The following is a 15,115-nucleotide window of genomic DNA, read 5'->3' as shown; positions in this document are numbered from 1 at the left end:
GATTCCTGTGTTTCCAATTACATCTTTTTGTATTTTTCCTGACTTTAGGATACAATAGCAAAGTGATAGACATTTTCGCAAAGGGTGAAATGATACAGATGAAACCGATTTTATCTAAACCGCAACTAGGCTATACGAAGGCGAAGAGAAAGTTCGAGGATAAATCCAAGGTGTTGGAGAAGCGGATCGAAGAAACCGCCAAGCTTCAGGAAGTCACTCAGGAGGTAATGGAAGGCTTAGTCATTGAGACCGGTTTCCATGATGCATTTAACGATTTGCGTGCAGCGGAAGATGAGTTAATTGAATGGTCCCACAACACGATGAAGCATGAGAAGACTTATAAGGACAATAAACAGGCAATTGACGATATGTACGCCAAGCTGGAGAGCGATCCGCAGATGCGCGCCAGGATTATCCAGCTTGCGATGAGAGTGAGATAAAATGGAGAAAGAGTTCTTTTCCATATAATTTCGGTAAGGCGTCCAAATTTGGACGTCTTATTTTCGTTTTACTTTCATAAATTATGGGTATTGGTTATGGAAAATGTTACTTAGTGACTGTAATTTTCAGGGATGTTATACTAATTTCCGTCAGGCGGTATAAGATGCAAAAAGATGAAAAAGCGGCTAACCTTGCCAAAGGTAACAATCTTGCAATTTTTTTTAAAACTGCCGCAACTTTTTGGAATCACCTGCGTTTAAGATATAGAACGTGAACAGAATCAATGAAGCGGGTGCCGGAATTAGACATTCCAAGATGTTCCTCATGGGGAAACTTGTCTATCTATTAGAAAAATTAGCTTTACGGCACTAGCGACTCATTGTATAATGTTTAGGTAGGATTAGGAAACTAGTCTATTTCTACGTTCTATCAAGCATGGGAAGTGTTTACAAGTTTCTGCGGCTTGCCCGCAGACCTAATTTATAGGAAAATTGCTCAGGCTCTGGAAAGGGGGTGCAATGGCTAATGAGTAACACGAGCTATTCAATTAAAAGAAATTCTCATGTGATTGATAATCAAGGAGGAGAAAAAAAGGTTATGAAGAAAATTTTATCCGTAGCTTTGTCTACAGCAATGGCATTCTCCATGTTTGCTTCCGTAGCATTCGGTGCAGATGCTAATTTGACCCCGCAACAAAAATTTGATGTTCTGAAGCAAGCGAACATCATGGATGGTATGCCAGACGGCTCTTCTGCTCTTGAGAAGACTCTGACTCGTGCAGAACTTGCTAAGATCATCGTTAAATCTATTGGTTTGGAACCAATTACTGGCGTAGCTACTTACAAAGATAAGAACTACACAGTTAATCATTGGGCTGCTCCTTTCATTGAAGCTGCTACCCAAGCAGGTATCCTGAATGGTAAGGACGAAGCTAAGCAACTGTTTGATCCTAGTGGCAATGTGACTGTACAAGAACTTGCTAAGGTTCTGGTAGCTGCTCTGAAACTGGAAGTTCCTGCTGAAGCTAACAACAGTGCTAGCGAATGGGCTAAAGGTTATGTTGCAGCAGCAGTGAAGGAAGGCTTCTTGCCTGAAGGCATCAACTACCAAGCTAATGCTACTCGCTCCCAAGCGATCGTTGCAGCTTATGCAATCTACGAAGCTAACCAAGTTCCTACTGTAGCTTCTTACAAAGTAGTGGATCCTAAGAATGTTGAGTTCACAATGTCCGACGATGAAGTAGTGAAGGTTGCTTTGGAAACAGCTCTCGAAGCTAACAAAGAAACTGAAGTTAAATTCACTTACCAAGACCGTGAGTACACTCACAAAGTAACTTATGTTACTACTGTGGCTCAAACAGTTCAATCCGTTAAAGCTGACAACCTGAAGCAAATCGTTGTTACTTTTGATGGTACTGTAGATGCTACATCTGCTGGACTTGAAAGCAACTACAGCGTTGCTGACAGAACCTTCAAGAGTGCAACTGTGTCTGAAGACAAAACTTCTGTAACTTTGTTGTTTGATGAAGCTCATTCTTTGACTAACCAAAAAGAATTTGAACTTTCCATCAACAACGTTAAGAATGGCGACAGCACTAAGACTTTCACTCAAAAAGTGAAATTCACTCCGGTTGACGTTACAACTCCAACTGTGAAAGAAGTAGTTGGTCTTGGAACGAAAGCTGTAAAAATTAAATTCAGCGAACCGGTACAGCGTGCTGAAGCTGTTAAATCTGCTAACTATAAAATCGATGGTAAGGCTATCGGAGCTTCTATCGTATATAGCTATCCAGATACTGTAATCTTGTCTACTAACCTTACTGAAGGAGATCATAAGATTTCCGTAAGTAATGTTGCAGATGCTTCTGGTCTGAAAGTAGTCCCTGTAGATTATGATTTCACAGCTACAGTTGATACTGCTGCACCTGAAGTTGTTAGCGCAACTTCCAAAGATTTGAGAGAAGTTACTGTTGAGTTCAATGAGCCAATTAAAGCTGTTAACAGCGCTTATGCCAATGTTAGCGGAAATACTGGTATCATCGAAATTAACGATAACAAAGTAACTGTTAAATTCACTGATGATAAAAAGGCTTTGAACTACAGCGAAAACACGATTTATCTGAAAGGCGTTCGCGATTACAGTGATAACAGTGCTGATCGTGAAGTTAAGGTTAATCCTACCCTTGACACAGTACGCCCAGAAGTGTTGAGCTACGAGCTTAAAAACGAGAACGGCAATTACATTGCAAAAGTTAAATTTAGTGAAGCTCTCAAAACTTCGACTGTTGAAGACCGTACTAACTATGTGTTGAAGGATTCCGAGGGTAAGGTTGCCGATAAAGCTGGAACTGATGCTAAAGGTAATCCAATTGAAAAACCAAGTTTTGATGTTAAGAACAATACTGTAACTATCAACTTGGGTAATGACTTGGACAACAAGTCGTACACACTCACCATTTCTGGTTTGCAGGATACGGCTTATGTACCTAACTCCATGCTGCCTTACACTATCGATCTTGATGCAGCTAAGGCTCAAGTAGGGGCAATTAGTCGCGCATGGGTTGAGCCTTATAGCGATGGCCGTTATGTTTACATTGAGTTTAATAAACCTGTAGCAACTTCGGGTGTTGGCGATGCATCTGATTATGCTAAGTATTTCTTGGTTAATGGTACTTCTGAAGAAAGATTAGCTGCAGAGTCTGGTGATGTAACGATTATTTCTTCTGATACAGTTCGTATCTTTACGAAAAAATCAGTTGCAACGGGCTCGACAATCAGAGCAAACTATGTAGCAAACGCTGACGGTAACTACTTTGTATCTACGACCGGCGGTTATGTTTTGGAAACAGTGGTCAAGGATCAGGCTATTGCTTTGAGCAAGGCAACTGCTACAAGTACTAAAGAAGTGAAACTGGAATTTGACGGTAAACTGAACTACATTGACTACACTGACTTCAGAGTAGGAACTTACACTCCGACGAGTTACACAGTTAGTTCGGATTACAAAACATTGTACCTGAAATTTGAGGGATCCGGCAGAGAGCTTCCGGCTGATGCAGAAACTAAAGGTCTTAAAGTAACTACTGTAAGACACACTACACAGGATGTTTATGGAAACGCAGTTAAATTGGTTGAAGCATCGAACGGTAACGCAGCAACACCAAACATCAACGTTGTAGATGATGTTGCACCTGAACTTATCGACAATGGTCTCGTTATTAAGCCATCAGCTACAACTGCTGTGTATGAAGCTACTTTGACTTTCACTGAAGCCATCGATGTATCGAATGCTGGTAACTATGCTTATGGTTTGGAAGGTCTGTTTGAAGTAAAAGTAAAAGATAAAGCTGCAACGATTAATAATGTTTACTCTGTTGCTGATGACAGCACGCTGGGTACAAATCAATTGAAAGTAGTATTTACTCTGCATGCAGATAACAACAACACAATTGCTCTTACTGATCAAGTATTGTTCAAGTACACTGCTGATTACAGTAAAGCAATTACTGACATTTCAAATGCTCGCAAAACCTTGTCGAAATTTGAAGTCAACGAGCTTTACGATTACATCAACTAGTTTCCTAGAAAAGAGGCCCTTCGGGGCTTCTTTTTTTTAGCAGCTTAAGAGCGGGGCTTGCGAAGCAAGTGAAACAAAAAATAGCCACATAGCGGTTGTGTGGTTTAGATTTATATCTACGAATACCTAGTACGTTCGTGATGAGTGGGAATGCTCAAACTACTGTGGTATAAAAATGGGAGAATATGGTTAGTGGCAAGTCATAAGGATATATGATATTCGAAAAAAATTCTTGAACGGACTTTATGCCTCGCTATATCCTGGTCACCTCAAAAAAGTATCATGCCTTATAAGATAAACTCGACTGGATGGATACCCCCTATAATCTGCGTTAAACCAACAACTATAAAGTAAAGACGACGAAGCTTATTAAAAACTCACGCTAATCATGGAAATAAAGTGTTTTCTTACTAAGTTCATCCTCAGTTCATAATCTTTTTTTAAACTTTTTTTAAGTTTGTGCGTATATAATATATACGACTTTTATTAATAGGAGGTTTGACCTTGAGTAAAGCTAAACTGGTTGTTGCATCTTTGACTGTTGCTGCTTTGGTTGCTCAAAGTGGAAGCTACATAGTGGATGCTGCTGCGAAGACAAATGCAACGAATGCGAAAACTCAGACTCAATCTGCAGTAAAGACGCTGAGTAATTTAAGTGCTGTTAAGATTACTAACAATAGCACAGTGAAATTAAGCAACGTAAATATTTTAGCCCAGGAGAACGAGAATGTCCTAACCTATACCTTGACTTATCAAAACAACGACAAAAAGGCTTTAAATTTAGTTGATTATTGGACAAAGGTTAAGACTAAATCGGGTACGATTTATAGTGTCCAGGCTATAGGGACAGATAAAGACAAAAAGAAAGTAGTGCCGGGTTCTTCGCTTAGCGTGACCTACACAACAAAAATAGCAAAAGGCTTAAAATACAGTGATTTGAATTTTATTCTAATAAAGTGGAACTTTAGTTTGCCAGGATACGAGCAGCATTTAGGCAGCATTAATGTTCCTTCCAGTTACTCGATAGCAGCTCCTGCTAATACAACTCAAAAGCTCAAAATTAATGAAAACACGGTTAATGCAAAGGTAACCTCGGTTAGTGTATTAGGCCTTGGTGATGAGAATTATGTGAATGTATCATTATATATGCAAAATGCCGGGTTCAAAACCCTTGATAGCTCCAATTTGAAGTTTATTGTTCAAACGGCAAGCGGTACACCATTTGCATTGAATCCTGATTCCCTGAGCTCTAAAGTTCAAATTTTGCCTCAAGAAAGTAAAACGCTCAATTTGATTGCTAAAGTTCCTAGAATAGTTAATCTGAATAATATGCTCCTCATGATAGTTCAGAATGAAGAGAGTCTTAAGAGCGATGTTGGTTTAGCATCTATGAATTTAGGAATTAAGAGCAACAAGAATTCTTCAACAGAAGTTGCTAAAGAAAAAATTCTGAAAATTAACAACAGTAGTATCGCTACGAGCATTGAGAGTATTTCCAGAAATCAGAGCTTTGGGGAAAGTGCGCTTTCTATACAATTTGCACTTAGAAATAAGGGAGATAAAGTTGTAACAGTCCCGGCTTATGCATTTGATATTCAAATAGGTAATAAGTCGTACCCTCTATCTGCAAGCGGACTAGAAGGAATGACACTTCAACCAGGCAGCGAACAAATTATTTCTGTTGATGGGTCTATTCCGGTTGTCTCTAATGTTGAAGAGATGGAATTAATTCTAAAGACACCAACTGAGTCTGACTCCACGTCTCCAGAGCAACCAGCAGTTGAGACTAATTCTTATCCTATAGCTGCATATAAACTTCCGGAGTATACAGAGATGCAGTATGCAGTAGGGGAAGAGAAAACGGTTAAGAATAATGACGGTACCTATGGCGTAACACTTGATAGCATACAGAAGCTTCCATGGGATGATGGAAATCTGCTTTCAACCAAAATTACAATCACGAACAAGGGAGTCAAAGCGGCCAAGCTTCCTGAATTCGTTGGAACATACAAGATGGATCTTACCTCTTTAAATAGTTCGGTTCAATTGGTCAATACGAACACTACTCAAATCTTGGGTCCAGGAGAAAAAGCCAGTGTATATGTAGTTGCAAATGTTCCGGAAAGTGTTAAATTCTCTCAATTGCAAGTCCAACTGCTGCAGAAAACGGGAACCGATAAAACAAGTAATTGGATTATGTTCTCGAATTATGGTAAAACAACGGATTTCAAGGTTGTAGCTGATGGGTCTTATAATAATTTGGATACTGCAGGTAAGAAGGCAGATCTTATGACTCGGAAAACATACCTTTATAAAGGTAGTACCAATGATATCATCTATACTGAATTGATTATGAGAAATTTGGAAGACAAGCAGAATAGACTGTCTCAGTTATCCGGGTATTTCCAGACTGATGAAGGACATTATTACAAAGCAGATGTAAGCCAGGTGAAGACTACGGTGGGTCCAAAGGCAGCTAGCGTTGTATCATTCTCAGCCAAGGTACCAAAAGGAACGGTTGTCTCTAATTGGAATCTTGTAGTGGGAGAGAGCATTACGGAAAACAAATTTACGGATGCAGAAGGCAAGCCTACAGGCTACGTAAATGCAAATGCAATGGAACTAAACTTGGAAAGCCGTGATATTAAGAGTACGTTAAAGGGTGTAGAATTATTCCCATACACGCTAGATGTAAGAGAAATAGAAGGACGCACGAACTCGTCAGGGCTTGAAGTGAAGATGAAGTATGATTTGAAGCGTGACTTGACCTTTGAAATTGGAGAATTCCAGCATAAGTTCGTACTGGAAGTGGTGGATTCAAGCGGTGCAAGATTTGAGAAGGAAGTTGAAATTGAAAAGGATATGTTAGTTGGATCTAACTTGAATTTCTCATTCGTAGTCAATGATCTGATTTTCGCTACATCCAGATCAGGAGCCTTCCAATTTTCAATCTATGACTCTCATCAAGGAGTTAAGACAAAGATTGCAACACAAGCAGTCCCTTATGTAAACACAGACCTTCATAATTAACACATTAGTAGAAATCTCTCCTTTGGGGGGATTTCTACTTATTCTTTCATACATTACAATATTATTATTCATCAACGTTTAAGGATTTTATTGAGGAGGAGCATGATGAAAACAGTATGGAAATATACAGCGGCCGCTGTGGTGATTGGCGGAAGCGTGTGGGCTGGCTCGCTGTTGAATTTGACGGCAGAGGGGGCTAGTGTGGCTTCTCAGCCAGGGAGCAGCGATGATCCAGTCGTTACGAAGAGTTATGTGGATCAAGCGATCCAACAAGCGCTGAAAGGCGGCGGAGCATCAACCACGCCATCAACACCATCGACCCCATCAACACCATCAACCCCATCTACGGGAGGAAGCACAAGCGGATCGGCTGAGGCGGTGGAGATTGTTACCGTGAAGCCGGGCGAGACTTTGATTGCCGGAGCTGGGGCAGAGTTTGTGGTCAGAGCAGGCAAGGCTGTAATTTATAGTTCAGATTCAAACGGGGTAGCGGATCTGACCGATGGCGTTGACATCAAAAATGGTGGAACAGTGTCGAATAACCATCTGCTTTCTTTTCCGCGTGAAGGCCGGGGCATTCAGGTATTGGAAGGGAATAAATATAGCTTGACTGTAATGGTACGCGGATCGTACTCGATACGTTAGAATACACATTTTACCTCCAGTAGCAAACATTCATCAGCTTATTTCAATTACTAGTCAGGCATACTACACCTGAAAGAATAATGATGGAGGTGGAAATGCCGTGGCAAGGAATAACAGTAAGGTCATACCGGAATGCCGTGAGGTTCTGAAGCAGTGGAAATATGAGATTGCAGCGGAATTTGGACTTCCTGTAGGCGGAGGGGCTACTAGCGGCTCAACCGACACGGAGTTTGCAGGAGAGCTTGGAGCCATGGGAGCAAGCAGTAGCTATGGAGGCAGTTGGGGACATCTGACATCCAGAGAGAATGGATCCGTTGGCGGAGAGATTACAAAAAGGCTTGTAGCCAAGGCACAGCAAGACTTTTTACTGCACTAATTTTTGACATCATCTTGCAAATAAGTTAATATGACAATTAAGGACTGTAGATGCAACCTTTTCCGTCAAGGAGAAGGTTCATTTTTTGATTAGCCTTTTTCATGGACGGCTGAAGCGGATTCTAATTATTCTAATGTATGGAATCATCGCCAGCCGCCATATTAGGTATAGGGGAGGTTGAATTTCATGTCCATTCAAGGACGCCATTTATTTACATCTGAGTCTGTAACGGAGGGACACCCGGACAAGATCTGCGACCAGATTTCGGATGCGGTGCTCGACGCTTTTCTAGAGAATGATCCTTATGCACGTGTTGCATGTGAAGTATCCGTAGCCACGGGCTTGGTGCTTGTCATTGGGGAAATTAGTACAAAGTCAGAGTATGTAGATATTCCAGCCATTGTTCGTAAGACGGTGAAGGAGATCGGGTATACCCGTGCCAAGTACGGGTTTGACTATAATACATGCGCGGTATTGACCTCATTGAATGAACAATCCGCTGACATTGCTCAAGGAGTAAATGCAGCGCTTGAGAACCGGGATCCGGAGAAGATGAATCAGGAGACGGAGAATATTGGTGCAGGTGACCAGGGCTTAATGTTCGGGTTTGCCACAAATGAGACGGAGGAGCTGATGCCGCTTCCGATTTCACTGTCACATCGTATTGCTCGTCGATTGTCGGAGGTTCGTAAGGATGGAACGCTGGACTATCTTCGTCCGGATGGGAAAACTCAGGTCACGATTGAGTATGTGGATGGCAAACCGAAGCGGGTGGATACGATTGTGGTATCGACACAGCATGCCGAGGAGATCACCCTGGAGCAGATCCAGAGGGACATCAAGGAGCAGGTCATCCTGCCGATCGTTCCTGCTGAGCTATTGGATGCTGAAACCAAGTATTTCATAAATCCGACAGGGCGCTTTGTCATTGGGGGACCTCAAGGGGATGCTGGGCTGACCGGACGGAAAATCATTGTTGATACATATGGCGGTTATGCCCGTCACGGCGGGGGCGCCTTTTCGGGTAAGGATCCGACAAAGGTGGACCGTTCTGCAGCTTATGCAGCGCGCTATGTAGCGAAAAACCTCGTTGCAGCCGGCCTTGCCGATAAGGTAGAGATCCAGTTGGCTTATGCAATCGGTGTGGCCAATCCGGTATCGATCAATGTCGACACGTATGGTACAGGAAAGGTTCCAGAGGAGAAGCTGGTTGAGCTGGTTCGTGAGAACTTCGATCTTCGTCCTGCCGGTATTATTCGCATGCTTGATCTGCGCCGTCCAATTTATCGCCAGACCGCTGCCTATGGTCACTTTGGCCGTACAGATCTCGATCTTCCTTGGGAGCGTGTAGATAAGGCTGGGGTGTTGAAGGAGCAGGCTGGACTGTAAGCGGGGAAATGAAGCGTGTGTTGTATTTGATGAATGACAAGTCGTGCTTGAACACGACGCCACAGCAATAATTGATAACAAGCAGACTCGCTGCCTTGGCAGAGGGGTCTGCTTTTTTGCGAAATGAAAGTAATTGAAATATGTGGCTCATTTTTTAACCCCGTATTTTTCTGAACAATGTGAACCTGATAAGGTTAAAATTGGATGATTCAGGTAAAACACTAAAAAACTATTGAACTTATGCCGTTAATAAAAGTAGGTATGTGCTTAGCAGCCATTTGTGCTGAAATACATAGAACTGATTATGCTAACAGATTCTGAATGCCTGTGAGAGGAGCCAGATGAAATGAACAAAATGACAAGGATGAAGAGCTCAAGAGGAAAGGTGTCGCTGCTGCTGGCGGTATGCTTGTTGCTGAATCTACTAGTTGGTGTAGGAGGGGCGAGTGCGGCTCCAGGAGACCCGTTCGAGTTGATCGAGAGTATGGTTCCGGCGAACGGGGCTAAGGGAGTATCGCTGGATACGGATAAGATCGTACTGAATTTTAATCGCCCAGTTAAACCGGGAAATGGAACCATACAGATTGTTGAAGGTGGAACCTTGTTCCATGAAGTTGGTGTGACGCCTTCACCGGTATTTACTACTTTAAGTATGGAAATTGATATTCCAGCGGGAAAGCGTTTGACAGAAGGTCAAGTGTACCATGTGATCGGTAGTGAGGGGGCATTTGTTGATGCCGTGGATTCATCGCTTTCAAGTGCTGCCTTCGAATTATCATTCACAAGCTTAAGCGATTCAAACAGCCGGCCGCCAGTGAAGGCTGAGGAGAATCCCTTCTTGCCGGCATCGGGTGCTATAGTAGACCTGGTTGGGACGTCCACTACGTTCAGTCTCACGTTTGATAAGCCCGTATTGGCCGGAACAGGCAGTGTGACCGTGAAGAGCGCTTCTTCAAATGCAACTGTGTTCAGTGCCGCTGCTACGGCAGCCATGATCGCAGACAGAACAGCCTCCTGGACAGTGACTGGCTTGGCTAGAGGGGAGCGTTACTATGTATTGGTTGATCAAGGGGCATTTGTAGATAGTGATGGTCAGGCCTTTGCAGGGATCTCCAGTGCCCAGGAATGGTTCGTCAATGTGAGAGGGAACGCCGTAGCCTGGAGCTCAACGCAACCTGCTGCTGGGGCTACAGGAGTTGGGATTAATGAGACTCTGAAATTGAACTTTTCTCGTCCTGTCTATCCGGATCGTGGAGTAATCACTTTGTCCTTGAACGCTAATGGCACGAAGATGCGCGATATAGCAGTTACTTCGGCGGATGTAAAGGGCGGAGGAACTTCAAGTATTACGATCACCCTGCCTGCTCTAAGCTATTCCACAGCATACAGAGTGGATGTTCCTGTGGGGGCATTCAAGGATACAGATGGAAATTCGACGGAGGCTCGTAATTGGACTTTCACAACGGGAAGCAGCTCAGCTTCTGGCACATTTCGTATTTCTTCCGTATTTCCAGCTAATAATAGCTCAGGAATAAGCCTGACTACCAGCATCTATGCAACGTTCAGCAACCCTATTACGTTGGAGGATGCCAGTAAAGTGACGCTGCGCAAGCAAGGAACAACTACGGCGATTCCGGCAAGCATCACTGCCTCGGGAGCTAGATTAAACATCGTTCCCTCCAGTGCTTTGCAGGAAGGCTCCACCTATTACATTGATATTGCGGCTGGTGCAGTGAAGGATACTGCAACGGGCACGCTCAACACGGCCTTGAACGGAGCCTCCAGTTGGGCCTTCCAGACCGTGTCTATAGACAAGACGCCTCCTGTGCTGCAAACGGCCACAATGGAAGGGAACAGAACGATTCGTCTGACCTATGATGAGTCACTGGATTCTACGGTTACTCTGCTGACATCCAGCTTCACTGTGACGGTGAATGGAGAGACGAGAAAACTCAGCAACGCCTATATTTCGGGAAATAGTGCATACGTGGTTCTGGAGACTGGAGTAGCTGTCGGTCAGAACATTCGGGTTAGCTATAGCCAGGGCAGCCTGCGTCCCATTCGGGATCTGGCTGGCAACTTGGCTGGGGGTATTTCAAGCAAGGACGTGACGAACGGTATCGATTCGGTCATGCCGAAGCCGAAGGACGGCTATGTCTCCGGAAGTATACTAACATTGTATTTCAGCGACTCTATGAAAAGTGTGTCTACCTACGCTTATGAACAGTTTACAGTAACGGCTGACGGCTACTCTAAAGGAATTGATCGAATTTCCCAGAGCGGCTCAACAGTTACATTGTATCTGTCCAGTTCTGTTGGCAATGGGGAAGTAGTCAGAGTTTCTTATTCCCCCGGCTCTTATCCGCTTCAGGATCTGAGAGGCCAAAATATTGCAGGATTTGCCGATTACTATGTCCGCAATTCGTATGATACAGTTCCGCCGAAGCTCACAAGTGTGGAGGGCTCTGGCACGAGCATTATTTTGACCTATGACGAGGCGCTTCGCACTACCAGCGTTCCGATGAAAAGCCAGTTCTCGGTGCTGGTCAACAACGCCCCAATCTATGTAACGAAGGTGGAAATTTCAGGGGATCGGGTGCTTCTGACACTGGCTTCTTCTTTTACAAAGGATCAAAATGTGACGATTTCCTATGTATCCGGGCCGGGAGGGATTGCGGATCTGAATGGCAACCTCGCGGGATACATTGATCTTCAGCCGATCAATTATGCGGTAGTTATAGAGGGAATTCGATCTGCAGTTGTCCGTGGGGATACACTCACAATTACGTATAGCTCCCCGCTGCGCTCGGTTTCGACGTTCCCGGCAAGCCAGTTCTATGTATCGGTGAACAAGGATCCTCGCTCCATCCAGTCTGTGAGTGTGAGCGGGGACACGGTAACCCTCAAGCTCGCCAGTGCGGTTGCAGCTTCACAAGCGGTTGAGGTTTCGTATATGACGGGTTCTGTGTTGCTCTATGATACTTCGGGCAATGCGATGAAGAGCTTTAGCGGGCTGGCGGTAACGAATCTGACATCAGGAGCCTCAACTGGAACGAGCACGGGGACTACTACTACTACTACTCAGCCTTCGTATCTGACATTAATGAATGGAACAACCTTTGGCATTAACGGAAGCTATATGCTGGATCAGAGTGCTGCTACGAAGACCGCCGACAACTCGCGTTACGGAAAGTCGGTGAATAGATACACCCTGGCTACGGATCAGGTAAAGGGAGCCCTTGATTTTCTGACGAATAGTTCCAGTTCTGCATCAGGGGATAAGATCATGGTGTTTGAGGTTCCTAATACGGAGAAGGCCGGATCGGTAGCCATACCGCTCGGCCCGTTGAAGGATGCCTTTACCAGCGGGAAAACCGCGTCCATTGGCGTGAAGTTTGGTGATAATATGTATGTGCAGCAGATTAAGGACATCTCCTTCTCGGGAATATCAAGCATTACGGGAAACAGTACGCTGGATGGAGTATACTTGCTTGTGCGGCTGGAAAATATACCGCGTGATAGTGTGCCATCACTTCCTTCGAGCGGGACAGCTACGGTCAGTGCCGTGAACGATCCTTTGGAGGTATTTGTTGGAGCGAGCACGAGCGGCGGTTTATTACACGATACCAGTCATAAGGGGAAAATCTACATTCGGGAGGCCGGACAATCCTCCTCTGTCAGTGGAATGCTGCTTAAATACAATACCGCTAATCGCAAGGTAAATTATATTCTGTCGGGGATGAAGAGCAGTGGAACAGGCAGTGTATTCTCCGGCACAGTGAGCGGGAACTCGATTGTAGGGCCTGCGCTTGGATACGGATATTTCGAGGACACGTCTCGCCATTGGGCGAAGGATGACATCCTTGACCTTGCGGGTAAAATGGTTATAGAATCAACAGGCGGCGGAACAAGCTATAAATTCGAGCCGAATCGGAACATTACCCGAGCCGAATTTGCGACGTTTATCGCGAAAGGCCTGGGACTTAGCGCTGACAACGCTGGTTCGTCAGGAACGCTTAGCTTCCCGGACGTCTCCTCATCGGATCCGTCAGCCGAATATATACGTGCGGCTACGGCAGCGGGGATTATCAACGGTAATACGGATGGGACGTTCAAGCCGAACAATAATATTACTCGCGAGCAGATGGCTCTGATGATGGTCCGTGCGATGGAGTATACGGGCTATAAGATGAACACAGGCGGCGGTGCGTCAACAACGCTGTCCCGGTTCAAGGATGCGGCGAAGATCCAATCCAAGGACACAGTTGCAAAGGCTGTGAATGAAGGGATTATTCAAGGCGTGAATGTCGGCACCGGATTCCAGTTCCAGCCTGCTGGAAATGCCAGCCGTGCAGAAGCAGCGGTTATGCTGAAGCGGGTATTGGATAAGCTGACACAGTAGGATAAAGGTGCCTGTTATCGGGGTTACCCGTATTTTTGGGCAGCAGATGTCTTGCTCTTACGGCTGATACAATTAGCCATACACGTAGGTTTAGAGCGAGCATTGTCATGCTCGTACGTCTAGAGCGGGCGGTTGTGATATAGTGAAGAAAGTTACCTTAAATTGAGTAATATCTGGGTATTGGCTGTTTTAGTGAAATTTTTGACGTTAAATATGAGGATTTAGTGCAAAAGCTGAAAATGCTGGAATTTAAGGTTGTTTATTTCACTAGATGTGGTAAATACCATTATTGCGAGGATTTAAGGGAAGTAATTTCACTATTTTCAATCGGTCCGGATTTGTCCGGTGCAGATTACAGAGTCTTAATCTTGTTCGTTTTGAAGACGAATGATATAATCAACTCAAATATGTGACGAAGAACGTCCTGACTAACTGAGCAATCAGAGGGTCAGGACTTTTTTTGTAAACCTGATGGGAATCGGAGGAGGCTTGGATGGATAAGGAATTTGAGGATAAGCATGAGATGTTTATCCAATCGCATCTGGCTCGCAGGTCGGGTGAACGCAAAGGGCGCCTAAAGCGAGGACATGGTCATGGGGAGAAACTATTTCTTAAAAATGTCTGGTGGCCGCTCTACCGGAACTTTGATCATCTGCATCCGGAATATGAAATCACGGATTGGCGGGGCAGGCCTTACTTTGGAGATTTTGCGTTTTTGCCGGGCCAGTTGAAGCTGATGATTGAGATTAAAGGTTATGGACCGCATGTTCGTGATATGGACCGGAAAAAGTATTGCAATGAGTTAAATCGTGAGTTGTACTTACAAACGTTAGGATATAGAATAGCATCCTTTGCTTATGACGATGTCGATAACAGGCCTGACCTGTGCATGAATATGCTGGACTTCTTGCTTCGGCGTTACCTGGTCAGTGATCAACCGATTCAAAGGTGGCAGGTTGCCGAGTCAGAGGTGATTCGACTGGCGCTTGGTTCGCCGGGGCCGATTAGGCCAAAGCAGGTAGCGCATCATTTACAGATAAGTAATCGGACGGCCGGAAAGTATCTTCAATCTCTATGCAGCAAAGGGATCCTAAGGCCAGTTAGTAATAGGGGGAGTGCTCGAATTCATTTTTATGAGCTTGTTCCCGGGAAAGGAGATTTGATTGGATAGGCATTTAACCGTAATTCGAGGGGGCATCGGATGGAGCATTAAGTTAGTTAAGTAATATAAAGACGGTAGGGGATCTTTGGTAGGA

The 15,115-nt window shown here is 44.4% G+C and carries 8 protein-coding genes; all 8 read left to right on the top strand.

Annotated features, from left to right (window positions below; all coding sequences use genetic code 11):
* Positions 1-98: 98 nt before the first annotated feature.
* The 8 genes from TX85_RS17775 to TX85_RS17740 all read left to right on the top strand — a co-directional run bounded on the left by TX85_RS17775 (position 99) and on the right by TX85_RS17740 (position 15,030).
* Positions 99-440, top strand: coding sequence for a hypothetical protein (locus TX85_RS17775; RefSeq protein ID WP_044481615.1), 342 nt, complete (start codon positions 99-101; stop codon positions 438-440).
* A 526-nt stretch (positions 441-966) separates the two neighbouring features.
* Positions 967-4,017: an S-layer homology domain-containing protein gene (locus TX85_RS17770; RefSeq protein WP_049895037.1), complete on the top strand. Its 3,051-nt coding sequence runs from the start codon at positions 967-969 to the stop codon at positions 4,015-4,017.
* Between the two features lie 504 nt (positions 4,018-4,521).
* Positions 4,522-7,047 (top strand): hypothetical protein, encoded by a 2,526-nt coding sequence (locus TX85_RS17765; RefSeq protein ID WP_044481031.1) that lies wholly within the window; start codon positions 4,522-4,524, stop codon positions 7,045-7,047.
* A 105-nt stretch (positions 7,048-7,152) separates the two neighbouring features.
* The gene (locus tag TX85_RS17760) at positions 7,153-7,692 is read left to right on the top strand and encodes a hypothetical protein (protein ID WP_044481030.1); all 540 of its coding nucleotides are present in this window, start codon (positions 7,153-7,155) and stop codon (positions 7,690-7,692) included.
* Positions 7,693-7,792: 100 nt separating this feature from the next.
* Positions 7,793-8,068 (top strand): alpha/beta-type small acid-soluble spore protein, encoded by a 276-nt coding sequence (locus TX85_RS17755; protein ID WP_044481028.1) that lies wholly within the window; start codon positions 7,793-7,795, stop codon positions 8,066-8,068.
* Between the two features lie 186 nt (positions 8,069-8,254).
* Positions 8,255-9,457, top strand: coding sequence for a methionine adenosyltransferase (metK, locus tag TX85_RS17750; RefSeq protein WP_044481027.1), 1,203 nt, complete (start codon positions 8,255-8,257; stop codon positions 9,455-9,457).
* A gap of 346 nt (positions 9,458-9,803) precedes the next feature.
* Entirely contained in the window at positions 9,804-13,859 is a 4,056-nt protein-coding gene (locus tag TX85_RS17745) for an Ig-like domain-containing protein (protein ID WP_233500789.1), read from the top strand.
* A gap of 493 nt (positions 13,860-14,352) precedes the next feature.
* The gene (locus TX85_RS17740; RefSeq protein WP_044481026.1) at positions 14,353-15,030 is read left to right on the top strand and encodes a PDDEXK family nuclease; all 678 of its coding nucleotides are present in this window, start codon (positions 14,353-14,355) and stop codon (positions 15,028-15,030) included.
* Positions 15,031-15,115 lie beyond the last annotated feature (85 nt).

Origin of the sequence: Paenibacillus antibioticophila (assembly GCF_000455265.1) — a bacterium.
In the GTDB taxonomy this organism is placed as follows: domain Bacteria; phylum Bacillota; class Bacilli; order Paenibacillales; family Paenibacillaceae; genus Fontibacillus; species Fontibacillus antibioticophila.
The sequence above is the reverse complement of the archived record's forward strand: the minus strand, read 5'-3'. Positions and strand labels throughout refer to the sequence as shown.

Excerpts from the sequence above, each read along its gene's own strand:
- TX85_RS17775 (WP_044481615.1), top strand. The coding sequence starts at position 99 with ATGAAACCGATTTTATCTAAACCGCAACTAGGCTATACGAAGGCGAAG.
- TX85_RS17770 (WP_049895037.1), top strand. The coding sequence starts at position 967 with ATGAGTAACACGAGCTATTCAATTAAAAGAAATTCTCATGTGATTGAT.
- TX85_RS17760 (WP_044481030.1), top strand. The coding sequence starts at position 7,153 with ATGAAAACAGTATGGAAATATACAGCGGCCGCTGTGGTGATTGGCGGA.
- metK (WP_044481027.1), top strand. The coding sequence starts at position 8,255 with ATGTCCATTCAAGGACGCCATTTATTTACATCTGAGTCTGTAACGGAG.
- TX85_RS17745 (WP_233500789.1), top strand. The coding sequence starts at position 9,804 with ATGAACAAAATGACAAGGATGAAGAGCTCAAGAGGAAAGGTGTCGCTG.
- TX85_RS17740 (WP_044481026.1), top strand. The coding sequence starts at position 14,353 with ATGGATAAGGAATTTGAGGATAAGCATGAGATGTTTATCCAATCGCAT.